22 protein-coding genes and 1 pseudogene are annotated in these 25,970 nt (G+C 68.9%); 9 read left to right on the plus strand and 14 right to left on the minus strand.

Annotated features, from left to right (window positions below; translation table 11 throughout):
- Positions 1-10: 10 nt before the first annotated feature.
- The 4 genes from AB852_RS14945 to AB852_RS14960 all read right to left on the minus strand — a co-directional run bounded on the left by AB852_RS14945 (position 11) and on the right by AB852_RS14960 (position 3,284).
- Complete coding sequence (locus AB852_RS14945; RefSeq protein WP_073788206.1) at positions 11-766, minus strand: SRPBCC family protein; 756 nt, start codon at positions 764-766, stop codon at positions 11-13.
- A 115-nt stretch (positions 767-881) separates the two neighbouring features.
- The gene (locus AB852_RS14950; RefSeq protein WP_073788208.1) at positions 882-1,433 is read right to left on the minus strand and encodes a dihydrofolate reductase family protein; all 552 of its coding nucleotides are present in this window, start codon (positions 1,431-1,433) and stop codon (positions 882-884) included.
- Positions 1,434-1,687: 254 nt separating this feature from the next.
- Positions 1,688-2,302, minus strand: coding sequence for a winged helix-turn-helix domain-containing protein (locus AB852_RS14955; RefSeq protein ID WP_073788210.1), 615 nt, complete (start codon positions 2,300-2,302; stop codon positions 1,688-1,690).
- A 283-nt stretch (positions 2,303-2,585) separates the two neighbouring features.
- Complete coding sequence (locus AB852_RS14960) at positions 2,586-3,284, minus strand: ArsR/SmtB family transcription factor (RefSeq protein ID WP_073788212.1); 699 nt, start codon at positions 3,282-3,284, stop codon at positions 2,586-2,588.
- 65 nt (positions 3,285-3,349) lie between these two features.
- Here AB852_RS14960 and AB852_RS14965 point away from each other — a divergent pair, with 65 nt between their 5' ends.
- Positions 3,350-3,964 carry a flavin reductase family protein gene (locus AB852_RS14965; RefSeq protein WP_073788214.1) on the plus strand — a complete coding sequence of 205 codons (615 nt, stop codon included), beginning with the start codon at positions 3,350-3,352 and terminating at the stop codon, positions 3,962-3,964.
- 63 nt (positions 3,965-4,027) lie between these two features.
- Here AB852_RS14965 and AB852_RS14970 read toward each other — a convergent pair.
- Positions 4,028-4,286 (minus strand): annotated as a pseudogene (locus tag AB852_RS14970) (IS5/IS1182 family transposase); the annotation flags it as partial.
- A 196-nt stretch (positions 4,287-4,482) separates the two neighbouring features.
- Between AB852_RS14970 and AB852_RS14975 the strand changes: the two are divergent.
- The 4 genes from AB852_RS14975 (at position 4,483) to AB852_RS14990 (ending at position 8,615) form a co-directional block, all read left to right on the plus strand.
- Positions 4,483-4,995: a transposase gene (locus tag AB852_RS14975; protein WP_073788216.1), complete on the plus strand. Its 513-nt coding sequence runs from the start codon at positions 4,483-4,485 to the stop codon at positions 4,993-4,995.
- Positions 4,996-5,229: 234 nt separating this feature from the next.
- On the plus strand, positions 5,230-5,568 hold the full coding sequence (locus AB852_RS14980; RefSeq protein ID WP_143201234.1) for a hypothetical protein: 339 nt from the start codon (positions 5,230-5,232) through the stop codon (positions 5,566-5,568).
- A 96-nt stretch (positions 5,569-5,664) separates the two neighbouring features.
- Positions 5,665-6,375: an ABC transporter ATP-binding protein gene (locus tag AB852_RS14985; RefSeq protein ID WP_073788221.1), complete on the plus strand. Its 711-nt coding sequence runs from the start codon at positions 5,665-5,667 to the stop codon at positions 6,373-6,375.
- A gap of 119 nt (positions 6,376-6,494) precedes the next feature.
- Positions 6,495-8,615 (plus strand): FtsX-like permease family protein, encoded by a 2,121-nt coding sequence (locus tag AB852_RS14990; RefSeq protein ID WP_143201235.1) that lies wholly within the window; start codon positions 6,495-6,497, stop codon positions 8,613-8,615.
- Positions 8,616-8,945: 330 nt separating this feature from the next.
- Here AB852_RS14990 and AB852_RS15000 read toward each other — a convergent pair whose 3' ends face one another.
- The 4 genes from AB852_RS15000 to AB852_RS15015 all read right to left on the minus strand — a co-directional run bounded on the left by AB852_RS15000 (position 8,946) and on the right by AB852_RS15015 (position 13,231).
- Complete coding sequence (locus AB852_RS15000) at positions 8,946-9,689, minus strand: bleomycin resistance protein (protein ID WP_073788225.1); 744 nt, start codon at positions 9,687-9,689, stop codon at positions 8,946-8,948.
- A gap of 146 nt (positions 9,690-9,835) precedes the next feature.
- Positions 9,836-11,413, minus strand: coding sequence for a cellulose binding domain-containing protein (locus AB852_RS15005; RefSeq protein ID WP_073788228.1), 1,578 nt, complete (start codon positions 11,411-11,413; stop codon positions 9,836-9,838).
- A 360-nt stretch (positions 11,414-11,773) separates the two neighbouring features.
- Positions 11,774-12,340, minus strand: a complete 567-nt coding sequence (locus AB852_RS15010) for an EF-hand domain-containing protein (protein WP_073788230.1) — start codon at positions 12,338-12,340, stop codon at positions 11,774-11,776.
- A gap of 234 nt (positions 12,341-12,574) precedes the next feature.
- A complete protein-coding gene (locus AB852_RS15015) occupies positions 12,575-13,231 on the minus strand; it encodes an O-methyltransferase (protein WP_073788233.1) in 657 nt (218 codons plus the stop codon).
- Positions 13,232-13,877: 646 nt separating this feature from the next.
- Here AB852_RS15015 and rph point away from each other — a divergent pair.
- Positions 13,878-16,472: a rifamycin-inactivating phosphotransferase gene (gene rph, locus AB852_RS15020; protein WP_073788235.1), complete on the plus strand. Its 2,595-nt coding sequence runs from the start codon at positions 13,878-13,880 to the stop codon at positions 16,470-16,472.
- 167 nt (positions 16,473-16,639) lie between these two features.
- Here rph and AB852_RS15025 read toward each other — a convergent pair whose 3' ends face one another.
- Positions 16,640-17,077 carry a hypothetical protein gene (locus tag AB852_RS15025; RefSeq protein WP_245876789.1) on the minus strand — a complete coding sequence of 146 codons (438 nt, stop codon included), beginning with the start codon at positions 17,075-17,077 and terminating at the stop codon, positions 16,640-16,642.
- Positions 17,078-17,266: 189 nt separating this feature from the next.
- Between AB852_RS15025 and AB852_RS15030 the strand changes: the two genes are divergently transcribed.
- Positions 17,267-17,737 (plus strand): DIP1984 family protein, encoded by a 471-nt coding sequence (locus AB852_RS15030; RefSeq protein WP_073788237.1) that lies wholly within the window; start codon positions 17,267-17,269, stop codon positions 17,735-17,737.
- A 425-nt stretch (positions 17,738-18,162) separates the two neighbouring features.
- Here AB852_RS15030 and AB852_RS40235 read toward each other — a convergent pair whose 3' ends face one another.
- Positions 18,163-19,761 (minus strand): serine/threonine-protein kinase, encoded by a 1,599-nt coding sequence (locus AB852_RS40235; protein ID WP_079184619.1) that lies wholly within the window; start codon positions 19,759-19,761, stop codon positions 18,163-18,165.
- Positions 19,762-20,181: 420 nt separating this feature from the next.
- On the opposite strand from AB852_RS40235, the gene AB852_RS15040 reads away from it, so the two are divergent.
- On the plus strand, positions 20,182-21,432 hold the full coding sequence (locus tag AB852_RS15040; protein ID WP_079184620.1) for an MDR family MFS transporter: 1,251 nt from the start codon (positions 20,182-20,184) through the stop codon (positions 21,430-21,432).
- A gap of 268 nt (positions 21,433-21,700) precedes the next feature.
- Here the strand turns inward: AB852_RS15040 and AB852_RS15045 are convergent, their stop codons facing one another.
- A complete protein-coding gene (locus tag AB852_RS15045; RefSeq protein ID WP_073788241.1) occupies positions 21,701-22,681 on the minus strand; it encodes an ABC transporter substrate-binding protein in 981 nt (326 codons plus the stop codon).
- 911 nt (positions 22,682-23,592) lie between these two features.
- Here AB852_RS15045 and AB852_RS39225 point away from each other — a divergent pair.
- The gene (locus tag AB852_RS39225) at positions 23,593-23,793 is read left to right on the plus strand and encodes a hypothetical protein (protein WP_143201237.1); all 201 of its coding nucleotides are present in this window, start codon (positions 23,593-23,595) and stop codon (positions 23,791-23,793) included.
- 376 nt (positions 23,794-24,169) lie between these two features.
- On the opposite strand, the gene AB852_RS15055 is transcribed toward AB852_RS39225, so the two are convergent.
- On the minus strand, positions 24,170-24,772 hold the full coding sequence (locus AB852_RS15055) for a lytic polysaccharide monooxygenase auxiliary activity family 9 protein (protein WP_073788245.1): 603 nt from the start codon (positions 24,770-24,772) through the stop codon (positions 24,170-24,172).
- A gap of 284 nt (positions 24,773-25,056) precedes the next feature.
- Positions 25,057-25,524, minus strand: coding sequence for an SRPBCC family protein (locus tag AB852_RS15060; protein WP_073788248.1), 468 nt, complete (start codon positions 25,522-25,524; stop codon positions 25,057-25,059).
- Positions 25,525-25,970: the final 446 nt, after the last annotated feature.

Below are 25,970 nucleotides of genomic sequence, written 5' to 3' on the forward strand. Positions count from 1 at the left end.
GCGGACGGTCCTAGAAGGTCAGCCCGGCGAGCCAGTCCCTCCAGGACCGCTCGATCCGCCCGTCGGCCGCGTCCGCTTCGAAGACGTGGTGGCCCAGCACGATGACGTTGCCGCGGTCCGGTCCGGAGTGGATGAAGCGGTAGAGCCCGTCGGCGGTGCGTACGCCCAGGAAGGCCGGTGCGGCCAGGTAGTCGACGACGCCCTCGACCGGCGCGCCGCCCGGGACGGCCAGCCGGACCGCGTCGCCCTCGGTGAGGCGGTCGGGCAGGCCGAGCGCCTCCTTGAGGACCGCCCAGGCCCGTTCGGGTGCGGCGGCTCCCGGGCGGAAGGCGCCCACGGGTGCCGCGGTCCGGCCGGGGAAGTGGGTGAGGTAGGCGGCCAGGGTGTGGAGGTACATGTCCCATCCGACGGCCATGGCCTCGTACTCCGTCTCCCAGTCGTCACCCAGCACACCGCTCTGCACGAGCCGCAGTACGGTGCTGCCCTGGTCACGGCCCTCGACCAGGAACTCCATGGCCATGAACGAACCGTCGTCGGCCTCGGCCGAGCGGTGCGCGAAGCGCAGGGGCGGCTGCCACGCGGTGACGGTGGACTCCTGGACATGACCGCCCAGGTCCATACCGTTCCGGCCGCCCTCGCCCGGCGTCACCTCGTTGCGGCCCATGAACCAGGAGTCGATTCCCGGACCGGTCGCGATCGCGTCCCAGACCTCTTCGGGTGTCGCGTCCAGGGTGATCTCTTTGCGCAGCTCGAAGGGGTGCGGCATCGGGGGATCTCTCGTTCTTCGTCGGGTGCGTGGTGGCGTGCCGCGCGGGTGGCGGAGGCCACGCCCAGGCACTCCCGGGCGGTGCGCGGTTCCGGGCGGTGCGGCGCGGTGGCGGTCAGCGTGTGGCGGGGTTGTAGGTCAGGTGCAGCACTCCGTTGCCGAAGGCGCGGCTCCCGGCGAGTTTCAGTGACGACTTCGGTGCGCCCTCGGGGAAGAGCCGGGGGCCGGTGCCGAGCGTGACGGGGTAGACGATCAGGTGGAGTTCGTCGACCAGGCCGTCGGCGAGCAGCGCGCGGACCAGGGTGCCGCTGCCGCTGACGTAGATCCCTCCGTCGACGCTGTCCTTCAACCGGCGGATGGCGTCGGCGTCGTACCCGCCGAGGACGGTCGAGTTCTTCCAGTCGGCGTGTTCCAGGGTGGAGGAGACGACGTACTTGGGGGTCTCGTTCATGAACGGGGCGCCGGGGTCGTCCTCCACGGAACGGGTGGCCCAAGCGGGGGCGAACTCCTCGTAGGTGGTGCGGCCGAGGAGGATCGCGACGCACGACTCCACGAAGCCGCCGATGGACTCGCCCATCTCGGGGGTGAACCCGTACTCCATCGTCCAGGTCGGCGCGCCGATCACTCCGTCGAGGGTGATGAACTCCTGAACCTTGATCGTTCCCATCATGCGCTCCTTCGGTGGTCGTCGCGGCCGTGGTGGTTCTCCGCGGCCGGTCGTGCTGGTGATGTCCGTCCCTGGGGGACGGGGCAAGCTCTCGCCGGACCGGTTCCGGTTCCTGACCGGTCCGGGTTCCGCTTCCGGACCGGGCCGGTTTCGGGTCGCGGACCGGATCAGGTTCCGGATCGGGCCGGGTGCGCGGGGCTGTTCGCCGCGCGTACGGCGTGGCGGTCGGGGCGGCTGCCGCTGTGGGCGCCGTGTCAGGAATCCTCGGCGCTGGTGCCGTCCGCCGGCGGAGCGACACTCGGGTGGAGGGCGACCACCACACGGTGGTCACGTCCGGCCTCGGCGCTCTCGGTGTGGTACTTGGCGACCAGGGCGGTGACCGCACCGGCCATTTCCTCGGCGAACGCGGCACGGTCGGCCGCCGAGGCGAAGCGCACCCGTCCGTCCATCGCGAATGTCGCCAGGCGCTTGCGGGCCTTGGTCGCGCCGGTGATCAGCGCCCCGACGTCGCCCACGAGCTGGGCGGCGACGGCGAGCAGCCAGCGTGCGGACAGCTGGTCGGTGAAGCGCGCGGGGTCGGGCCGCACCCCTTCCGCGACCACTGGGGAGATCACGAAGGACTCGGCGGTGGCCCGCATGACGCGCTCGGTGACATTGCCCTTGCGCCGCTCCTCGACCAGCTCGATCAGGCCGTGCCGCTCAAGCGCCTTGAGGTGGTAGTTGACCTTCTGCCGGGCCAGCCCGACCCGGGCCGCCAGCATCGACGCCGATGCGGGCCCGGCCGCCAGCGCGGCCAGCAGTCCGGCCCGCATGGGGTCGAGCGACGCCTCGGCCGCTGCCGCATCCTCGATCACCGCTACTTCGAACATGTCCCCACCTTCACACCGAACTTTAATACTGTCAAGACAAATTAATTTGTCGGTGAGTTGGACGGGAGGATTCGCACGAAGGCTTCGGACAGGAGGGCTTCGGACAGGAGGGACGGACGACTGTCGTGACGGCGGGCCCGGCCCGGGTTCGGCCGACCTACGCCGGAGTCGAGGCAGGTCCGGGCAGACGCCCGGGGAGGCAGGGGCGTCCGGAGCGGGCCCGGGCAGCGACCGGTCGAAGAGCCCGCCGTGGGGCCGGAGGTCGCGCAGACGGGAGCCGTTCTCAGGCCGCGGCCAAGTCCAGACCGAGGTGACGGCGGAGTTCGTCATGGCCCTGTTCGGTGAGGGCCACGGCGCGCGTGGTGCCGACGCGGGTGATCCAGCCGGTGTCGAACGCGTGGCGGCACAGGGCGGCGCCGACAGCACCCGCGAGGTGGGGGCGGCGTTCGGTGAAGTCCAGACAGGTGCGGACGGCGGGGCGGCGGGTGGGGGCGAGGGCGATCCCGAGGCCGGTGAGCCAGTCACGGCCCCGGGACGTGAGGGCTAGCCCATGACGGTCGTCGAGGAAACCGCGCTCGGTGAGGGCGTCGGTGACGGCCACACCGAGCATGCCCGCCAGGTGGTCGTAACAGGTACGGCCCCGGGCGAGGGTACGGGAACGCCGGGCCGCGTTCAGCGAGCGGTGCGGCTCCCGGTCCCCCGGTGCGAGGGCCGCCAGGGATTCGACGAGCTCCGCGGCCTTCGGACCGGCCAGTCCGACGTAGCGGTGGCGGCCTTGGCGGTGCTCGGCCAGCAGCCCGGCGGTCACGAGCAGATTGAGGTGCCCGGTGGCCGTCGATGCCGCGACGCCCGCGTGACGCGCCAGCTCACCGGCGGTCCAGGCCCGTCCGTCGAGCAGGGCCAGACAGAACACCGCTCGGGTCGGGTCGGCGAGGAGAGCGGCCACGGCGGCCACCCCCTGTCCGGTCTCACGTGTGTCCATCCGTCCATCTTCCGCCGCTGTCGGTTCGGCGGGTACCGAACCGTGCACCGCCTACGGTCCTGGCCATGGAAACGAAGACGATCAACCCGAGCATCCTCTACTTCGGCACCCCCGTCGTGCTTGTCACGACCGAGAACGAGGACGGCTCGCCGAACCTCGCACCCATCTCCTCGGCCTGGGCTCTGGGCCAGGTGATCGTGCTGGGACTGGGACCGGACGGGCAGACCGCTCACAATCTGCTCGCGGGCCGACGGGAACTGGTCCTGAGCCTGCCCGGCCCGGAGCTGTGGCGGCAGGTCGAGCGGCTGGGCGGGCTCACCGGCCGTGGACCGCGGCCGGGCGATCCCCGCGGCCCGGTCGTGCACGAGCCCGCCAAGTTCGCCGCGTCCGGTCTCACCGCGGTGCCGTCCGAACTCATCGCGCCGCCGCGCGTCGCCCAGTGCCCGCTCCAGTTCGAGACGGTCGCGGAGGAGGTACGCCCCGACAGCGGCAAGGAGTTCCTGATCGTCGAGACCCGTGTGCTGCGGGTCCACGCGGCACCGGACATCACCGTCCCCGCCACCCATCACATCGACCCCGCGCGCTGGAGCCCGCTCGTGTACAACTTCCGTCACTACTTCGGGCTCGGCCATGAACTCGGGCACAGCGCCCGGTCGCAGACCGCGCGGGCGGCCCGATGACGGGGCCGGGTACGAGTACGGCCGCAGGGGCGGGTACGGCCGCACTCCCCCTTGCTGATCGTTTCAGAGTGGGGTTCGGAGTCGGTGGAGGCATATGAGGCTGCAGGCCGGTCCGGGCAGGCCCTGGTGGAGATCGGCAGGTCGCTCGTGTCGGATACGGAGCCGTTTGAAACTGGTGGAGCCGGGTGAAGGCGCGCTCGGCCACCCATCGCACTCTGCCCGGTCCGGAGCCGTGGGCGACGCCGTGTCGGGCGGTCATGGGTCCGATACCGCGCTTCCACAGCAGGCGGCGGTACGTGTCGAAGTCGTAGCCACGGTCCGCCACTGCGGCGGCCCGAACGTGTTCACCTTCCAGGCCCGGTCACTGTTCCTGGAAATGCTCGCCGTCATCGTCGCCAGCCGGCTCTTCGTCGAGAGCGACTGCGAGCACCACCTGCTCGGCGGCGCGATCAGAGCTGCGGGCAGACCCAGGAGCAGCCCGGAGGTCTCCAGCAGGGCGAGTCCCGGCCAACCTTCGGATGGACATCCCCGAACTCGGTGAGAAGGCCGAGCGCCATCTGCCAGTCCTGGCGCCCGATGTCCTCGCGAACATCCCGATCGTCACACCGTTCTCCATGGTCTTCACCGAGGCGTTCGACGCGAAGGTCATGTGCCGCTTTCTCGCCTGGCTCGTCGGGCACTTCGACCACAAGGTCCACACGATTGTCGACCGCCACTCGGCCCGCCGCTCGAAGACCATCCGGACGTGCTCGCCGACCGCAAAGACCGGGGTCGAACTACACTTGGCGCCTTCGTACTCACTCGAACTGAACCCGGATAAAATAGTCAACGCCGACCTTAAACGCAGCCTGCCTCGCGCCTACCAGGCGCCAGAATCAGACTTGAACTCGCCGCCGGAACCGGCCGGTTCTTCCACTGTCGACAACGGCAACCCCACCTCTTGCACGGATACTTCGGCGGTCGGCACGTCCGGCACATCATCGATGAGTGACCTTCATGAGTTTCTGATCAACATGACACGTGATCAATAAGCGCCCAACATGAGTAAATACCACACAAGGCGACAACCCCTCAATCATCCCATACCGGGAAACCCGCTAGAGAGTCAAGCCGGACACTATACATTCGGTCGGGCAAACCCCTGTGGCCGATTACGTAAAGTTGACCTTCCCTCTCGTTTGTGTAATCTACAACTCGACATTGCGAAGCCGCGCCTTCATCGGTCGGCGTCGCTCTATTCGGGAGGGGAATAGATTTACATGCGCATGAAGGCTGTGGCAATGACGGCACTGGTTGGGGCGAGTGTCGCGGCGATAGCGGTTCCGGCTTCCGCAGCCGAGATCCACGCGTCGCTCGGTGGCGCGGGGACCGCTCGGACGTGGTACGCCCGGACTCTCGTCGAGGTATGCGATAGCGATGCCGACGCCCATGCGGTTGCAGGTCAGTACTACCGGTCCGCGAACCCAGGCACCTTGCTGACCAAGTGGAACCAGACAGGGGTGCACACCTGCGCTTCCAGCGGTGACGGCAGCAGCGTGATGAAGCTGCGCGTCCGCGAACAGCAGATCGGCGGCGCGGACCGCTATGGATCCTGGAACTACTGAGCTGCGCTGACAAGCCGGATACTGAAGCGGCTGGATCGCCCCCCCCTTGGAAGGGAGGCGATCCAGGCGCTGCAAACTCTAAGCCTGAAGGAACGCATGGCCCCCATCCTGCCACCCGTCGCCAATTCTGCGCTTTCCGCGACCGGACTGCGTTATGAAATACCTGGCCGCACCCTCCTGGATGGCGCAACCCTGACGGTTGAATCTGGACAATCTGTGGCAGTAACGGGTCCATCCGGTAGCGGCAAGTCAACTCTATTAATGTGCCTTTTGGGTCTACTTCAGCCGAAATCGGGCCGAATTGAAATTGCAGGAAAGGAGATCACCCGTATGCGGCCCGGGCAACTTGCCAAGCATCGCCGTGACTCCATCGGCATGGTGTTCCAGTTCGCTGAGCTGCTACCCGAACTGTCCCCGGTTGAGAATGTCGCCCTCGCCGCGCTGCTTGCCGGGCGCAAGCGCGGTGAGGCGTTTTCACGTGCCGAGGAACTTCTCGACGAACTCGCCGTCTCAGGAGCACTCAGTACTGCAACAACCGACCTGTCCGGTGGGGAGCGACAACGAGTCGCTGTCGCCCGGGCACTGATCAACGAGCCGGCGTTGCTGCTCGCCGACGAGCCCACTGGCGCTCTCGACGAGGAGAACCGCGACAGCGTGGCCACGCTGCTGTTCTCGCTGCCCAAGCGGTGGAACTGCGGCTTGCTCGTGGTCACGCATGACGCCTCCATCGCTGGCCAAGCCGACAGACATGTGGTGCTGCGTCAAGGGGCCTTTCACGTGGCGGAGCACGCGGGCGGCACGGCATGAGCACCAGACGGAAGAAGCGTAACCAAGCTCCGCTGGGAACTGTGTCGTCACTGCTACGCATCGGGCGGAGTGCGGCTCAGGGTGCGGAGAGCGGAAGGATCCGGCTGGTCGCCATGTGTGTGGCAACGCTCGTGCTGGCGTTGTCCTTTGCGGCCTGCGTCGTGGTGTCGGCCACCTATTCAGGCCGTGCCGCCGCGCAAGAGGCACGCAGCCCGGTCACCGTCCCTGAGCAGCAGGCAGAACAGGCCATCGCACGCTGGATGGAATCGGCTGACACTGTCGAAGGACGGCAGTACTCCGTGATCTACATCCAGCCTCTCCGCAAGGACGCGCCGCCGCCCCCGGGGCTTCGGTACTGGCCGGCACCGGGCCACTCTGCAGTGTCCTATGGCGCCGAACTGGCTGGCCGACACGAGGGCATCACCTCTCGCTACGGAGAGATGGACGCTCGTTTGGAACTCGAAGGGCTGGCCAGCCTTTCCGAGCCCCTCATCTACGTACGCCCGGCCAAGCCCATGAAGGAAGGGCTCTACGTCTCGGCGTGGGGAAATCCTGAGGGAACTGTCTTCGGGGAGCCGCTGAACATTCAGCCGGCCACCGGCTTCTACGTCCTCATCACTGCGACGTGTCTGGTCCCCGCCCTTGCTCTCACCGTCATCGCATGCCGCACAGGCTCCGTGAAGCGAGACCGACGCCAGTCGGTACTCCACGCGATGGGAGCCTCCCGGCGACACAGGCTTCTCGTCGACCTCGGTGAAACAGCACCACCGATCCTCGCCGGAGCCGCGCTGGCCGTCCTGGCGATGTATGTCTGGCAAGGCACCAACTGGAACTTGCCCAGGGTCAATTACGTCATGACCGTCGACTATCTGCAGCCGCACCTGCTGCCGTTCTTCGGCAGCGCGGGCCTGGCCGCACTCGTCGTACTCACAGCAGCAGTCACCGTCAAGCCGCGCACCGCTGGTGTCATCGGGGCCCGCCCAGGCATAGGCCAGGGCCGTGCACTGGTACGCACCGCGCGATGGCTGTGTCCTGTGGCATTCGCCGTTGCCTTCTTCGGTCCGAGCCTGTTCAGCGCTCAGGACAACGAAATGCTGTTCCTGTTGCCCTACGCTGCTGGTTCCCTGACCGCGTTGCTGATGCTTCCCGCTGCTCTGTCAGCCCTCACCACGCAACTGGGCCGACTCACCGGGTGGTGGGGACGACGCGGGGGACATCCGGTGGCCCTGCTCGCCGGGCGGTGGGTCGCAGCCAGCCCGGCTGCCGTCACCCGTGTCGTCACCAGCATCGTTCTCCTGATCGGTCTGTCGGCCCAGCTCTACACCTGGAACAACCGAACCACGGAGTCCGACGCTGAGGCTCTGGCAACCCAGCGGATGCTCGACTCCTCCGCCGTAGTGGTGGACGGGGTGGACCGCAACTCGCTCCAACAACTGCAGTCCTTCATCACCGCACTGCCCGGCGAGCAGAAGGTACTGGCTGTCTACAACAACGATAGCCCTGGGGCGCAGAAAAGGACTCGCGTTCTTGGTGGTGACGCAGCCCTGAGACAAGCAGGCTTGCCCGTCCCGTCCAAGGATGGACAAGTCCTGACTGCCTCCGCTCAAAAGGTCCACTCCAACCGCGGGCGGGCGCTGCTGCAAGCAGCGGACACCATGGCCGACGGCACAGTCGCCATCGAGCGGGGCGCCGTCGCTACCACAAAGAACCTGCGTATGCTCCAGGCCATCGCTCCCGAAGGCCACAAAGTTGACCCGCCAACGGTCAAGCACCTGGCCAACCAGACTCTCATGCCGGGATGGCACGTCACCGTCCCCGGCGACGAGTGGACAGCTACACTAGCCCTCTACCGGGAACACAACTGGTGGCTCCCCATGTTCGCGATGGCCACGTTGGCGATCCTTGCTTTTGCCACCTGCCTCGCCAACATGGCCGAGTTCCTGCGCTTCTCTAAATCCTTGGCACCCACCATCGTTATGGCGGGAAACAGACGTCTATTTGCCTGGACAACACTGCTCGTCTTCCTCGGTGCCTTCCTCTGCGCGACACTCATCGGCGTCTGCGCCGCGGTAGTGCTCACCCTGCCCATGCAAGGCCCTCCCATTCGCGCCGAAGGACTCCCCGTCACACTCATCGGCTGGAGCGTCACAATAGTGATCACGCTGGCGCTCGTGATGACCGCGTGGGCAGTGCGCGTAGCTCTCAAGGAGGCAGGGCGTTGGCGACCAGTGGCTGACTAACGAATGGGACCTCCTGGGAAATCCGGCGGAGGGCAACAACCCATATGCCCCGACGCCTGTACGCGGACCGTGGCTACGACTTCGACACGTACCGCCGCCTGCTGTGGAAGCGCGGTATCGGACCCATGACCGCCCGACACGGCGTCGCCCACGGCTCCGGACCGGGCAGAGTGCGATGGGTGGCCGAGCGCGCCTTCACCCGGCTCCACCAGTTTCAAACGGCTCCGTATCCGACACGAGCGACCTGCCGATCTCCACCAGGGCCTGCCCGGACCGGCCTGCAGCCTCATATGCCTCCACCGACTCCGAACCCCACTCTGAAACGATCAGTTAGCCACGCAGCTCCGCGAGCCTGGCCACGGCGTCGCGCACCGCCCCCCGCTCCTCCTCGGTCAGCTCCGCGAGGGCGGCGGGGTCGGCGAGGTCCGCGGCCGCCACCGAGGCGGCCCGGTCCAGCATGGAGCGGGCCGTTCCGTCGTCGCCGAGCCGTTGCGCGAGATCGCCGCGGAGGACCAGCAGCCGCAGCGACTGCGCGGGGGTGGGCCGCTTGCCGGTCTGCGCGAGTGCCCGGTCGACGATCCGCACCGCTCCGGGCAGGTCCTCCTTGGAGTCCACGAAGAGATCGGCCAGATGCAGCGCGCGGGCGAAGGTCTCCGCGGGCAGGGGGCGGTGACTGCCGTCGTCGCTGATCGGCTGGCCGATCCGGATGGAGTTGCCCGTGGGGTCGGTCATCAGGAACTGCCGCACCCCGTAGGACATGTCCTTCAGCGGCCCGATGCGCGGCAGCCCGCGGGCGGGAATCCTTCCGTACGCGCTCTTGAGGCCGCTGCGGAACGCCTCGTACAGGCCCTCCACGTCGTCGGTGAGGATGTAGCAACCGGAGTACGAGGCGGCGGGGTCGTACTCCTTCATGCCGAGGAACTGGAGCTCCACGGTGCCCCGTTCGACCACCACGTACGCGTAGGGGCTCTTCTGGTGGAACGTCGTCCCGAACCCCAGCGCGGTGTAGAAGTCGAGCAGCGGCTCGATCAGCTCCGACCGGCAGGGCAGGAGGGGAATCGTCTTCTCAGCCATGGCGGCAGAGTAGTCAAAGTTGACCACTCTAGTCAAAGTTGATGAGTGTGCTGGAGTGCGTGCGGGAACCGGGTGCACGGGATGGCACCCTTTGTCCGCGCCCGCCCCTCGCGAGGTGGGCGGGCGGGCGCGGACACGGGGCCGGGTCAGCCGGTGTAGGCGGCAGCGATACGGGAGAACTCGTAGGGCGACTGGGGGATGTTGGTGCACAGGGAGAGATGGCCCCCGGTGCAGGCGTTGCGGTCGCGGGTGACGTCCCAGTAGGAGATCATGCCGAGTCCGCGGCTGCGCGCGAAGGCGACGAGCTGACGGGTGTCGGCCTGGTCGTAGATCTGGTGGTCGTCGTTCTCCCCGAGCATGGGGGTGACACCGAGCATGCCCCAGAGCCGGGCGTCGTCACCGGCCGGGTAGAGCGACCTCAGCTGGGCGACGGTGGCCTCGGCGGCACTCAGGGCGGCGTCTCCGTAGTCGATGACCATGAAGTAGTCCATCGTCATGATGTTGACGATGTCCAACTCGGCGCCCGCGTCCCGGGCGGAGGCCACCACGGAGAGTCCGGTGGCCGTCAGCCCGCTGGGGGTGACCGGCAGGGTGAGCGAGATCCGCAGGCCGGGGTGGGCCTGTTGCAGCCGGGCGAGCGCGGCCGAGCGGCGGGCGATGGATACCGGGTCGGCGGTGGCGGAGCCCTCGATGTCGAAGTCGACGTACTTGAGGTCGTACTGGGTGACCACGGCGTCGTACTCGGCGAACAGCGCGTCCACCGAGTCGGAGGTCTGGGCCAGCTCCCTGCCGCCCGCTCCGCCGAAGGACACCTTCACCTCGCCCCCGGACGCCCGCAGCGCGGCGATGTCCGCACCGGCCCAGCCGGTGCGCGGATCGAAGTGGTTGAACCACATCGCCTTGCAGGTGGTGGCGGTGATGAAGCCGAGACTGAAGTTCTTGAGCCCGCTCTCCGAGGCCAGGGTGGGCAGGCTCGGGGTGGGCCAGGCGCCCATGTCGACGTAGGGCGCGGTGGGCATGGTCCGGGGGCGGGGACGGGGATCGCCCGTCCGGCCCGTGACCGCGGGGCTGTACGCGGAGGTGTTGCCTGCGGCGTCCTTCGCGCGGACGCGGAGCAGGTAGCCGGTGGCGGGGCTGAGACCGGTGACCCGGTAGGACGTGGCACCGACGACGGTGACGGGGGCTGCCCCGTCGAGGGATATCTCGTAGGTCAGGGGCGTGCTCCGGTCGTCGGTGGACGCCGTCCAGCCGATCTGGAGCGCGGATTCCTCGACCGAGGTGACGGTGACGCCCGTCGGAACCGAGGGCGGTGTGGTGTCGGAGCCGTTGTCGCAGGGTCCGCCGTTGTTGAGGACGCAGTGCGCGGGGACTCCGTGGCCGGTGGCCACCCAGCCGAACGTAACGGACGCGCCGGGTGCCAATGTGCCGTTGTAGCCCGCGTCGCTGAAGACATGACGGGACCCTTCACGGGTGAGACGGGCGTCCCACTGGGTACTGACCGTGGTGTTCGCCGGAAGGGTGAACGCGACGCTCCAGCCGTCCAGTCGGGTGCGGCTGCCGTTCTTGATGGTGTAGCCGCCCTGGTAACCGCTCTCCCAGGACGAGGTCTTGCGGAACTCCGCGGTCACCTGGGCGAGCGGGCTGCTCGCGGTGGCGGGTGGGGCGAGCAGCAGGGTGAGGAACCCCAGAACGATGGCGATCAGCGACGCCGGTGGTCTTCGCATTGCTGCCTCCCAGGCAGGGAACGAGCGCGATTCGAGCGGGCCGGTACGGCAGCCTGGTCTATACCAAAGCCGCCCGCCTTGACTATCGGCCGCACGACGCCACGTCAAGGTGCCCAGGTCCCCCGAAACGCGTCGGCGGCGTGCGTGCCGTCACGCACGCCGCTGGCGCCGGCTCCCCCAGAGGCATCGAAGCCACGCGCATATTCCAACGCCCCCTCATGCAGGTGCTGTTCGATCGCGCGGCGTACCAAGCCAGGCCCGTACTCCGGTACGGGCCTGGTCCCGCGCCCAGGGCCGTACGAGCCGAAGGACCGGCCGGGGCGATCCCGCTGCCGGGGTCGAACGGGCCCGGTTGGAGGCTCAGTTGTCCGGGAAGCAGGTTGTTCCGGTCCACCAGGTGCCGGGGGCCTCGGGGTCACGGCTCGTCCAGAATTCGATGAGGCCGCCTATGAACTCCTCCCGGGAGAGGGTCCCGTCACCGTCCCGGTCGAGGTGACGAAACGCCTCGGCGGCGGCCTCCCGCGTCAGGGCGGGGAAGTGGCCGTGCTGGAAAGCGAAGAACTCCTCCCCGTCCACCCTCCCGTCGCCGTCGGTGTCGGCGACCGCCAGGAACGCCTCCGCGAGGGCGCCGAGCGTCGCGCGGGCCGCCGCGGGATCGTCCGCCAGCGACCGGGTGGACACGATGAACTCCGCCCGGGTCACCGCGTCCGCCCCCGGCGGCAGATGAGGCAGATGCAGGTCGCACCAGATCGCCAGGTAGGCGGCGACCACTTGCTGCTCGGCTGGTGAACCCCCCGCGTGTCCGAGGGAGGCGGCGACCGACCGCCCCATCAGAACGTGGTCGTGTTCCGTGAGGCGGCCGTCACCGTCCCGGTCGAGATGGTCGAAACCGTGGCCGATCTTACGGATGAGCAACTCGTCCGCCATGGAGTGCCTTTCGGTCGGAGGTACGGGGATCTCTCCTCCTCGGCATCCTCTCCCCCTTGGAGGGCGAAGATGCCGACTATCGCGCTGTTGAGAGCTGCGGTGTCGTGCGGGTTCGAGATCGAGGGGCACCGGAGGGCAGACCGGCGCCAAGCCCTGGCGATGCGCGGGGAGGCCGCAACCGGACACCGCCGAGCGGGAATGACCGGGTGGCCCGGCTACGGGGTCGGGGGACGGCTACTTCTTGCGGGCGAGGGTGAGTCCGTCGGCGATATGGATCATGGTGGCTTCGACGCGGTCGTCGGTGCGGACGCGTTCGTTGAGCTGCCGGACCGCCTGGGTGGTCCCGGCGGTGTCGTCGGGGTCGATGACGCGCCCGTGGTAGAGGACGTTGTCGACCAGGATCACTCCGCCGGGCCGGACGCGGGGCACCACCTGTTCCCAGTACGCGGTGTAGTTCTCGTAGTCGGCGTCGATGAAGACCAGGTCGTAGGCCGGCTCGTCGGGCAGGGACGTGAGGGTGTCCAAGGCCGGGCCGAGACGGAGTTCGATGCGGTCCTGGACTCCGGCGGCCCGCCAGTGGCGGCGGGCGATCCGGGTCCATTCCTCGCTGATGTCCAGACAGGTCAGACGGCCGTCCTCACCGAGTCCGCGGGCGATGGCCAAGGCGGAGTAGCCGGTGAAGGTTCCGATCTCCAGGGCGGTGCGGGCTCCCGTCAGCTTGGTCAGAAGGGTCAGGAAGGCGCCTTCGTCGGGCGAGATCTGGAGTCGGGCCTCGTGTCCGAGAGTGGCGGTCTCGGCGATCAGCCGGGATTGCACGGCGTCGGGCGGGCTCCCGTTGACGCACAGGTAGTCGAACAGTTCGTCCGACAAAGGCGTGGGCGTTCGAGTCATGGTCAACGACCCTATCGGTGAGCCGAGTTGGGGCGTGGAACGATCCCGGGGGCCAGGCCGACGCCGCCCACAAGGCATCCGGCCGCCAGGCGGGAGCACCCTCGCGGCCGAACGACGCGAGCGGGCCCGTATCCGCACTGAGAAGGGTGTTCGCCGGGCAGGGCGTCGCGCCACGATCGCGGCCTGAACGACTGATGGATCACCGCGGAGGCAAAACGCAACGGCAAGGAGGTCTCTCCTTGCCGTGCTCAAGGTATAGCGCACCGGGGGGCTTGCGGCAAGGCCCCCGTCATGGCGCAGAATCCTCAGCCGAGGCCACGACCTGCGGGAACGGCGGGACGACGTGCCTGTGCCGCTGTCGACGTACGGGGACGCGGTGGCGTCGGGCCAGCGCTGGAACCGGCAGCGTGGTCGTGAGCGCTCGGGGCGGTGGTACGGGAGTGCGGAGGGGTCCGCGGTGCTCGGCCGGGCGGCTCGGTCGGCCGACTCGCGCGCCGCTCGGCTGGGCGGACCGGCCGAACCGTCGGAGGGAAGACAACCAAGGGATGAGGACGTGCGCGACAAGAGGTTCGGCAGAGCTGGAGGCGCCGGTCATTCGACCGGCCGGCGCAATGCGACAGGACACGACTGTTCCGGAGGTACCGCGATGATCGAGCAGTACGTGTTGGATCTTCAAGAGGTCGACGAGACGCAGGTCGCGGTCGTCGGCGGCAAGGGCGCGCACCTGGGCGGGCTGTCCCGGATCGAAGGCATCCGCGTGCCGGACGGCTTCTGCGTGACGACGGACGCCTTCCGGCGGATCATGGCGGAAGCGCCGTCCATCGATGATCAACTCGATCGGCTGTCGCGCCTGGACCCGGATGACCGGGAGGCGATCCGTACGCTCAGCGCAAGGATCCGCCGGACCATCGAGGGGATCGCCCTCCCGGACGATCTCGCGACGGCGATCACCCGGGCGCTCGCACGGCTCGGCGAGGAGTCCGGCTACGCCGTCCGGTCCAGCGCGACGGCGGAGGACCTGCCGACAGCGTCCTTCGCCGGCCAGCAGGACACGTATCTGAACGTCGTGGGGCCCGCGGCGGTCCTTCAGCACATCAGCCGGTGCTGGGCCTCGCTGTTCACCGAGCGGGCCGTGACCTACCGCCGGCGGAACGGCATCGACCACCGTACGGTCCGCATGGCCGTGGTGGTGCAGCGGATGGTCTTCCCGCATGCGGCGGGCATCCTGTTCACGGCGGACCCCCTCACGGGCAACCGGAAGGTCGCCACGGTGGACGCCGGCTTCGGCCTCGGTGAGGCCCTGGTCTCCGGCCTGGTGAACCCTGACGTGTTCAAGATGCGCGACGGCGAGATCGTCGCCAAAGCGGTCGCCGCCAAACAGCGCGCTGTTCACGCCAGGCCGACCGGTGGTACGGAGGAAGTGGCGATCGACCCGCGGCGCCAGGGAGAGCCGACGCTGACGGATGCGCAGGTCGTACGGCTCGTTGAGCTCGGGCGGCGGATCGAGGCGCACTTCGGCCGCCCGCAGGACATCGAATGGTGTCTGCTGAACGATGACTTCCAGATGGTTCAGAGTCGGCCGATCACGACGCTTTTCCCTGCCCCCGAGACCGGCGACCAGGAGAATCACGTCTACGTCTCCGTCGGTCACGGGCAGATGATGACCGATCCCATGAAGCCCCTGGGGCTCTCCATGTGGCAGCTGACGGCCCTGGTGCCGATGCACACGGCCGGTGGAAGGCTGTTCGTCGACGTCACCCGGCGCCTGGCGTCACCAGCGAGCCGCGCCGGACTCCTGGACGCGCTGGGGAAGGACGATCTGCTGATCAGGGACGCGCTGGAGACCGTCCTGGACCGCGACGGCTTCGTCCCGTCGCTCCCGGACGCGGATCCCGGCAGGCCGCCTGCCGACGCGCCCGTCCCTGTCGAGACCGATCCGGCCATCGTCGCCGGGCTGATCGAGCGCAGCCAGGCGTCCATCGCCGCCCTGGGGCGCGACATCCGGACCAAGAGCGGACCGGCGCTGTTCGACTTCCTGCTGGAGGCCTTCGAGGAGCACAAGCGGATCCTCGGTGATCCGCTGAACTTTCAGGCGATCATGGCGGGGATGGATGCCACGCGGTGGCTCAACGACAAGCTGCTGGAATGGCTGGGAGAGAAGAACGCGGCCGACACCCTGACGCTGTCCGCCCCCGACAACGTCACGTCGGAGATGGGGCTGGCGCTGCTCGATGTCGCGGACGTGATCCGCCCGCATCCGGAGGTGGTGGCGTTGCTGGAGGGCGTCGAGGACGAGGGCTTCCTGGACGAGCTGGCGAAGCTCCCGGGCGGGGCCGAGGCGCGCGACGCGATCGAGGACTACCTGGACCGGTACGGCATGCGCTGCATCGGCGAGATCGACATCACGAGGCCGCGCTGGCGCGAGCGCCCCTCCACGCTCGTGCCCGCCATCCTGGACAATGTCAGGAACTTCGAGCCGGGTGCCTCCGAGCGGCGCTTCGAACACGGGCGGCGGGAGGCCCAGCAGAAGGAACAGGACCTGCTGTCGCGCTTGCGGGACCTGCCGGACGGGGAGCGGAAGGCCGACGAGGCCAAGCGGATGATCGACCGGGTCCGGACCTTCATCGGGTACCGGGAGTACCCGAAGTACGGCATCGTCAGCCGCTACTTCGTCTACAAGCAGGCCTTGCTGGCGGAGGCCGAGCGCTTGGTGCGGGCCGGTGTGCTTGCTGAGAAGGAGGACGTCTTCCACCTCACGTTCCAGGAGTTCCACGACGTCGTGCGCTCCAACCAGGTGGATGAGCGGCTCATCCAAGAACGCAAGGACGCGTTCCGGTCGTACCACGCGCTCACACCGCCCCGGGTGCTCACCTCGGACGGCGAGGCGGTCGCCGGGGTCTACCGGCGCGACGACGTGCCGGCCGGTGCCCTGATCGGCGTACCGGTCTCCGCCGGGACCGTCGAAGGAAGGGCCCGCGTCGTCCTCGACCTGGCGGAGGCCGATCTCGCGGCGGGCGACATCCTGGTCACGGCGTGCACGGACCCCGGCTGGACCCCGCTGTTCGTCGGGATCGCGGGACTGGTGACGGAGGTGGGCGGCTTGATGACCCACGGCGCGGTGATCGCCCGGGAGTACGGCCTGCCCGCCGTCGTGGGCGTGGAGCGGGCCACCCGGCTGATCCGCGACGGGCAGCGTATCCGTGTGCACGGAACCGACGGGTACGTCGAGATCCTGCCCTGACCCACCGCACAGGCCAAGAGGGACATACGGATACACGGACATCGGGCGGCACTACCTGCGGTGGGTGACGTCGACCACCACCGGCGGCCCGTTCCTCGACGCCGCGGAACGGGAGACTGTTCCCGGGACGGTGGGTGTCTCGTCCGGTATGCCGTTCGTCGTACCGGTCAGCTGGGTGACGTCTCGACGGTCACCGCTACGGAGCGGGCCCGAAGCCGGGCGGCTATGAGTTCCATCTCGACGAGAGTGCCCACCAACCCGGAAGTTCTCAACTCCCCTGCCCTCGCCCGTGCTTGTGCCGGAGACAGCTCGTGCACTTCTCGCAGCACGCGCAGGACGGTCACTCGGTTCGCTTCGGGTGCTGTCAGCCGGAGTCGGGCGGGGCCGTGTTCCGTCAGGAGTGCCTGGCGGATCTCCTCGGGAGTCGCGCCGCCGCTGTCCTGCTCGCACCAGGCGGCGGGGCAGTTCCGGCAGGTTCCCTCCGTGCCCCACCACAGCGTTCCTTGGTCGAGGAACTGGCCGGTGTCGCGTATCAGGATGCCGCCGCAGGCTTCGCATGGTGCCGTGGTCCTCACGCCCTGGGTGATCACCGCGCTCCTCGTCATCGGACCTGCCCGGATGCTGCCGTACCGGCTCGCCTTCGGCGACCGCATGGTGGCGAACGCATTGTCTCGTCGGCTGCCCGTTCTCGCTCCAGCGGCTGGTCAGGGCTCTGGCGGAGCAAAAAAATCGGATGCGTATGGGCTGGTTCGCGCTCTTATACTCGTGCGAGCTCATGGAGGGAGGGGAAGACGGTGAAGCTTGCCGAGGCACTGGCAGAACGTGCGGAGGCGACGCGCCGCGTGGAACAGCTGCGGGCGCGCGTCGTCAGCAGTGCGCGTTACCAGGAAGGGGAGACACCCGCCGAGGACGCGGCTCGGCTGTTGGCTGAGGCCGGTGAGGTGTTGGACGCTCTGGAAACGTTGATCAGACGGATCAACCGGACGAATGCCACGGTGGAAATGGGGCCGGACGGCACGCTCACCGATGCCCTCGCCCGCCGGGATGTCCTGCGGTTGCGGCACTCCGTGATCACCTCGGCGGCGGACGCGGCGGCGGGCAAGGGCGAGCGGGGACACGGCCGGCAGCTCCGGTCCGAGCTGATGATGCTTTCCGCGCTGCCGGTCGCGGAACTGCGCGGACAGGCGGATGCGCTCGCCCGGGAGATCCGCGAGGTCGATGTGCGGATCCAGCGTACGAACTGGGAGGTCGATCTGCTGGACTGAACAGTCCGGCAGGCCGGGACGATGTGGAGCAGGTAGCAGCTTCGGAGGCGTGCACACACCCGAGGGCCGGCGGTTTTCCGGCCCACTCCTGGCGCGTGAAGAGCAACGCGGGGGTTCGATTCCCCAGTGACCGTGCAGCTCAGCACCGCGTACAGGTAACGGTGTACATCGCACAGCACATCACCAGGTGCAGATCCGGGGCGGCGAGGGCGGGTTCGGGGCTTTCCACATCGCAGCACCATGAAGAACGGGGATCCTCGGCGGCGAGACATCTGCGGATGCCGAAGCGCTGGAGAACGTTGGCCGCCGCCCTGCCGGGAAGTCGGCATCACGCCCCGCGGCGCGGCGAGCGCGACGAACGCCCGACCACGTCGACCGGAGGTTCAGTGACGGGAACCGGGTGCTGAACGCTCGCCGTCGTGGAGTCAGCGGGCGCCGAGGGCTTCGGCCAGGATCTTGGCCTGTGCTGTGGTGAGGCGGATCGCGATCGGGATGGTGCGGCCCGTCAAGCGCTCCGCGATGACGGGGTTGGCGAGCATCCGGTCGCCCATGACGATGGCGATCTGGTTGCGTGGCTCCGGCCGGCCCGCGACCTGACCGGTCAGGTCGGAGAACCGTTCTGCGTCCTTGCTGTTGAACGTGATCTCGACGATCCAGTCCCTGCCTGATTCGGTGTCCTCGAAGGTGCGGACACCGTCCAGCTTCCTCACCTCCAGGCCGCCAGGCGTGGAGACGGTGGCGCACGCGCTGCGGTCGTCCGCGGTGTAGGACCGTGGCGGTTCGGTACCGGGAGAGACCATGGGTTGATCCGGGGAATCGGTGGAGCACACGCCTTTGACCTTGCTGTCCACGGCGTAGAAGCCCACCGGTTCAGCCGGCGCCGCGAGGGTCGGCCCGCCGGTTTCCTGCCAGGGCCGCCAGAGCAGCAGCGCCCCCACCATGACGACCGCCGCCGCCCCCGAACCGATGGCCCAGAGACGTCCTCGTGCGCCTCGCCCGCCGGGCGGCACGTGCTCGTGCTGGGGCGGGGACGGCAGCACTGTGGTGCGCCGGGGCGCTCCTACCGGCCCGGTCGGCGCGTCCGGGTCCACCCGCCGCCGCGCGTCCTCCACCTCGCGCGACCGGCGCTCGCCATACCGTTCGATCTCGCTGGTCCAGGCCGGGTCCAGCCAATGCCTGCCGCCCTGGCCGGTCGGCCGACGCCTCAACTGCCCCGCGCATTCCTCCAGGATCCGGGCAGGCGTCGGGCGGTGAGCGGGGTCGAGCGCGAGACACGGCAGGATCAGGGCGTGGAGTTCGGGCGCCAGCCCGGACACATCGAGGTCGCCGGTCGCCGCCCGTACCAGTTGTTCCATCGCCGGGCCGGAGCCGCCGTCCCGGTACGGGGCCCGGCCGACCGCCAGATGGAAAAGCGTGGCGCCCAGCGAGAAGACATCCGAGGCGGATGTGCTGGCCTGCCCCTGGGCCTGCTCGGGCGCGGCGAACGCGACCGTGCCCAGCACGGCCTGCGTCCTCGTCATGTCGACGGCATGGGAGATCCCGAAGTCGATGACCCGGGGGCCGTCGATGGGGAGCAGCACGTTCGACGGCTTCACATCACGGTGCACCAGCCCCGCGGCATGGATACTCACCAGCGCCTCCGCGATACCCGCGGCCACCCAGTACAAGGCCTGCGGTCGAAGGGTTCCGCAGCCGGCCACCAGGTCTCGCAGGGAAGGGGCCGCGATGTACTCGGTGGCCATCCACGGCATCGGCGCGTGCGCGTCCGCGGCGACCACACTCGCGGTGTAGACCCCCTGCACCCGCTGTGCGAGCGCCACCTCGCGGGCGAAGCGGCGCCGGTCCGCCTGGGCTACGACACCGCTCGCGTTGTCGGCCAGCAACGTCTTCACCGCGACCGTCCGACCGCCCGCGGTGGTCGCCAGATACACCCTCCCCATGCCGCCACTGGCCAACTCCCCGAGCACCGTGAACGGCCCGAATCGACGCTCCGGCTGCGCCTGCTTCACCCTGTCGCTGTGCATTTCCGCCCGCCCCGGTCCGCCCCGCCCAGCACGCCAACGGCCGTTACTTTAACGGCGATTGATCTGCCGGGGGCCACACTCCAGAGCCTCGGAGTCGCACGGGCCGCCGACGCGCCTCCGCTTCCGCCGCCGAACTCGAACTCCCGGCACTGCCGCCGCCGACAAGCCCATCGTCACCGGCTGGGCCCCCGACCCCGCCAACTCCGCACCCGTCATCGTCCGTCAATGCTCTTGAGGTGCCGCAGAGGCTCCGCGGAGGCACCACTGAGGCCGCCCCGGGAAGCGCTCCGATATCGGTGGTACATACTGGTATCCCGTCGGGGCCGGGTTCGGTGGGAGTGTCCGTCTTCGTCCGTCGGCTGCCACAGCTCCACCGCACGTGTGGTCGCTCCCCCAGACACGAAGGCGGCAGCCGATCACATGAAGACCACCTCTCGGCTCTCCTCGGTGACCGGCGGCGGCGTGGGGGTGGTGCGCGATCTTCGGGCGCTCGGTTCTGTGACCCGTCTGCTCATCCTCAGCGGCTTCGCCTTCAATCTCGGGTTCTTCCTCGTCCTGCCCTATCTCGCCGAACATCTCGGGGGCGCGCTCGGCCTGGCCGCATGGCTCGTCGGGCTGGTACTCGGCCTCCGGACGTTCTCGCAGCAAGGACTCTTCGTCGTCGGCGGGGCGCTCACCGACCGCTACGGCGCACGGCGGGTGATGCTGGCGGGCTGCGCACTGCGGATCGCCGGCTTCGGCTGGCTCGGTTTCGCGCACAGCACATGGTCGGTGATCGGCTCGGTTCTCCTCGTCGGCTTCGCCGCGGCGCTGTACGCCCCGGCGCTGGAGACCGAGATCGCCCGGCAGGCGGTCCGGCACGAGCAGACGGACAAGGTGGCCAGGACCAGGACGCTCGGCCTGTTCCTCATGGGCGGCCAGGCGGGCGCGCTCATCGGACCGATCGCGGGCACGGCGCTGCTCGCGGGTGGGTTCAGGGCCGCATGTCTCGCCGGGGCAGTGGTTTTCGCGGTGATCCTGGTCGCGCTCCACCGTCTGCTGCCCGCCCCGGAACCCCGTACCGCGCCGGAACCCGTCACTCCGTCCACGTCCGCCAGGTCGGGCGTCGGCGAACTGCTGCGGAACCGGCGGTTCCTCGCCCTGTGCCTCGCCTACGGCAGCTATCTCCTCGCCTACAACCAGCTCTATCTGGCACTGCCGATGGAGCTGGAACGGACCACCGGATCCCAGGTCGCGCTGGGTTGGATGCTCGCGCTGTCGTCCCTCATGGTCGTGCTCGGACAACTGCCGCTGTCCGGCCGGGTCGCCGGGGCGATGTCCCACGCGGCGGCCGTCCGCTGGGGCCTGCTGCTCATCACGGGTGCGTTCACGGCGGCCGGAGCCCTCCCTCCACTGGCAGGCGGGCTCCTGCCGTCGCTGGTCTTCGTGGTGCTGCTCACCGTCGGACAGATGCTGGTGATACCCGGGGTCCGGGCCTGGCTGCCCGACCTGGCCGACGACCGGCGCCTCGGCCTCTACACCGGCGCGCTGTCGTCGGTCTCCGGGGTGGTCGTACTGCTCGGCAGCGCCCCGACCGGCGCGCTGCTCGACACGGGCGGGGGGCTGTCATGGTTCGCCCTGGCGGCCGTCCCGCTGATCGGCCTGTCGCTGGTGCCACGCCACCGCGATTGAGCCCGCCCGGCTGCCGATCCCTGGGTACCGATCCTTGGGTACCGGTCCCTGGCTGCCGATCCTTGGGTACCGATCCCTGGCTGCCGATCCCTGGGTACCGATCCCTGCGTACCGCGAGCGGGCGGCCCCAACCGCGATCTTGTTCGTGGCGTCCTCCGGGTACACCTGACGGCAGCCCGAGCCGACATGACAGGCTCACGGCCGACAAGGGGGACGACGGCCGTGCGCAGCTGCGGAAACGGGCTCGCACCCGGAATGACACGACGTCCTAGGCGGTGAGGGCTTCCTGAAGCTCGCCGAGGATCTTGTCCGCCGCGGTGTAGCCGATGCCCTGCATCCACAGCGCGTCGTTCACGGCGTGGACCCGGTCGTTCTTCACGGCGGTGAGGTTCTTCCACAGCGGACCACCCGTGACCGCGGGGACCTTGGCCTTCTTCGGGTCCCCGTACACGGAGTGGAAGATCACGTCCGCGTCCGCCCGGTCGATGTTCTCAGGGCTCACGGTGAGGATGAAACCGTCCTTGGCCTGGTCCGTGACGGGGGGACGGTCCAGGCCGACATCGGCGAGGACGGTGCCGATGTAGTTCTTCTTCCCGTACAGGCAGACGTCCATCCCCTCGACGAACCGGACCATGCTGACCTTCGTCCGGCCGGCCTGCTTCTTGCCGCCGAGCGCGGCGGTCACCTCGGCGGCACGCGCGCTGTAGTCCGCGATGGTCTTCCCTGCCTCGGCCTCCTTGCCGAGCGCCTTCGCGTGCACGAGGAAGTTCTCCTTCCAGGAGGGGCCGGTGCCCTCGGTCATCACGGTCGGAGCTATCTGCTTCAGTTCGGCGTACTTTCCGCCGTGGCGCAGCTTGCTGGTGAGGATCAGGTCGGGCTTCAGCGCGAGGATGGCCTCCATGCTGGGCTCCAGCATCTGACCGACGATCTTGACGTCCTCGACCATGCCGGCGGGCAGATGGGCGGGGAAGCCGGACGGCGAGTCGGTGCGGGTCGCGCCGACGGGCTTCACGCCGAGGGTGACCGCCGAGTCCAGTTCAGCGGTGTCGAGCACGACGACCCGCTTCGGTTCGGCGGGAACCTGGACCTCTCCCATGGCCGTGGTGACGGTACGGGTCTTCGCGCCGTCCCCTCCCCCGGCACCCTGCCCGCCACCCGAGCCGGAGCCGCACGCACTGAGGGTCAGGACTCCGGCGAGCGCGGCGGACACAGGAAGCACGCGACGGAACGGGAGGGTGGTGCTCGACATCGACGATCTACTTTCGGGCGAAGGAGCGGAGAGGACAGCCATGGGCGGACGTGCCGGCGGGAGCGCCGGACGAAGACGATCCATGCGGCCGTACACCGTCGCCCGTCCTCATCCCCGGTCGACGTCGCACCACCGCGAACGCCTGGCCCACCCGGCAGGCACCACAACAGCGGGCCCACCTCGCAGAAACCTGCTTAGGCTTACCTAAGTCAGCTTAGACGGCGGCCGCCGTCACTCGCACCGGGCCCCGAGCGTGGCCTCCGAGCTGATGTGCTCGCGGCGCGCACGCTGCGCGGCCTTCCCACGCTTCCGGCTGCGTTCACGTCGGCTGTGTCTACGGCGGCTGTGTCTACGGCGGCTGCGTTGGCGGCGGCTGCGTTGGCGGCGGCTGCGCTCACGGCGCGGCTGTGCTCACCGGCGTCCGGCAGGGACTACCGGCCCCTCCGCGAGCGGATGCGGCGGGGAGCGCAAGGAGGCTCGCCGGTGAAGTTCTGCGCCATTCGTGGGGAAGTCGACCGCGAGGCGACAACGCGGGCCCACGGGAGGGGAGGGAGTGTGAGGACTCACCCGCACAGGAGGTTTGGATGCGCACATCCGTCACGGTGATGAGCGGCCTGCTCGCTCTCGGGCTCTCCACCACTGCCACCGTTCCCGCGGCCGCGGCTCAGTCAGGGGACGAGGGCAAGCGCTGCGTCACCTACATCGGGAACCACAACTGCCAGATCTCCGGCCCTCCCGGCCCTCCGGGCCCCGCAGGTCCCGCCGGTCCTCCCGGCCCTGCAGGTCCGGCAGGCGCTGAAGGCCGTGAAGGCCCCGCCGGTCCGCAAGGACCTGCCGGGGCGCCGAAGCCCACGACCGTGGTCACCGGCACTCCTGTGACCCACGACCAGAATTCGCCCTTTCCCTTCCGGGTGACCGCCACGTGCCCGGACGGGACCACGTTGACGGGCGGCGGATGGCGTGCGACGCCGAGCGATGTCCTCGGGGTGTCCAGCGAGTACCCCGACGCGGGGGCCACGACGTGGACGGTCGAGCTGCTCCCGAGCTTCAACGCGACCGGTACGTCCACGGCCACGGTGACGGCATACGCCCTATGTCTGCCGACGTCCTGAGCGGCCGGCCATAGGTCGCCGGAGGCGGGGAGGCGAGAGTTCGACCCGCGGCGGGGCCTACCGCCTGCTGTGCCGACAGATCAGCACGCTGTTGTGCGCCAGCAGGTCAGCACGCGTTGAGAGCGGCCCCCGCCCGTGCGGGGACGACAGGATCGCGCGGGTCATCTCCATGACGCGACACGCGCAGTCCCCACACACGCGGGAGCGGCACCAGTTGAACCGAAGCTCCAGCGAGGGGCGGCTTCGCGCACGCACTTCATGAGGTCTCCCCGCGCCGGTACTCGCGCATGCCACGCGGCCACGGGTGGCGTGCGCGATGACCGTACCTGTGGGGGGTCACGGGGAGACCTCAGTGATGTCCGGCTCCGGGGTCAGATCAGAACTTGACGTCGGAGCAGGCGTAGAAGGCGTTCGGGGTGTCGGCGACCGTCCACACCGCGAGGACCACATGGTTCCCGGTCTTGCCGGAGGGGACCTGGCCGGAGTGCGACAGGGTCCACGGCGGGCGCTGACCGTTGTACGGCACCGTCAGGAACGGGGTGGACTCCAGGGCGGCCCGCGTCAGCGGAGCGTTCTGGTTCCAGCCGTTCTTGGTGATGTAGTACTTGAAGTCGGCCGTGGCGTGCGCGGCCGTGAACTGCCAGCGGAAGTTGTAGCTCTGGCCGCCGGACAGCTGCGTGGCGGGCCACGCGGTGCCGTTCGGCTGCTTCGGGTGGTCGAGGGCACTGTAGCCGCCGATCCCCGCGGAACACAGCTTGCCGTCGGCCGGGCCGCCGGCCGGGAAGCCCTTGAGGCCCTCGACGCTCTGCGGCTCGTACTGGATGGAACCGCAGCCCTTGACGATGCCGCCGTTCCCGCACGCCTTCTGGCGGCTCAGGGGCTGATCGGTGTACCCGTGGCTGCTGGCACCACCGGACGAGAGCGTGACAGCTCCGACGGTGGCCATCCCGAGCATGGCCGCGTACATCTTCTTTCGCATGCTGCACTCCTGAAGAACGTGGGGTTCCGTGAGACGTACGCGCACTCTGGTCTAGACCAAGGCCCAAACTATCGGCGTTAGTTGAACGTGTCCATACCAATGATGGAGAGAATCTGGCCACACCACGTTCACCATTCCTTCACAAGCCTCGCGTGGGGGCCGGTCGTTGTCGGCCTGCCGGTGCGTAGCGGGGCCGTCCCCGTTCCGGCCCCGGCTTTGAAGTCATCGTTCCGCGCGGCCGTCGCTCATCCCGTACGGCATCGGTCCCGAGCGTCAGGTGATCCCTACGAGGTCCGGGCCGACTCCTCCGCGCGCTGCTTCACATGTACGTTGCGCGCCTCAATGAGATTCCGCATGTACCGGGCGAGTACCACCGTCTCCACAGCCGCGCCCAACAAGCCGAACGGCGCGGCGAACTGGATCTCGTCGTGCATCACCGTGCCGCCTCGTCCGTCCGGCACGAAGCGGTGGGTGTGGTGCCACCGCCGGAACGGGCCGGCCACCTGCTCGTCCACGAAGCTTCCTGGCTTCTCGTACGCGCTGATACGCGAGGTCATCCGCCACTTGATGCCGAAGTGCCGGGCCTCCCAGGTCACATCGTCACCTAGCGCCATACGTCCGGTGCGGACACCACCGATGATCCGCTCGCCGGAGCGGGCCATGGAGGCGGTGTGCAGATCCACGTCCAACGACAGGTCGAAGACGACGGCAGGGGGCGCGGCGATATGCGTGATGGTCTCGAATTGCCTCATACCGGGATGCTCGCACGGGCCTCGTCCGGCAGGCCGGGCGGCTCGGAGCACCGATGGACGGCGAGCAGAAATGCGGCAAGTGGCTGTTCAGGGGTCCAGGGGCAGGATGCCGGGATGGTCGTCGTCCCCTGGAGGACACCGGATTTCCCGGTCCTGCGACAGGCCACGCCGGGACCACCGGGACCGCCGGAAGCGCGAAGCAGCAGGAGCACCCCAGGGCAGCCGTACGACTCGGGCGGGATGACGGCGATCGGTCGGCCCCGCCCGCACCGCACGCTGGCGGCTTTGGCTCCAGGCGCGTCGAGAACGGTCCCCGTTCGAGCACCAGCCGCGCCGTATCCCTCGTACCACCACGCCCGGACTGGCCCGGGCCGCCGCTTGAGCCAGTAGGGACCCTCCAAGCGCGGCCGGACATCGTTGTGGCGGTCAAGATCACCGATCTCATC

Source organism: Streptomyces uncialis (assembly GCF_001905345.1).
Classification (GTDB): domain Bacteria; phylum Actinomycetota; class Actinomycetes; order Streptomycetales; family Streptomycetaceae; genus Streptomyces; species Streptomyces uncialis.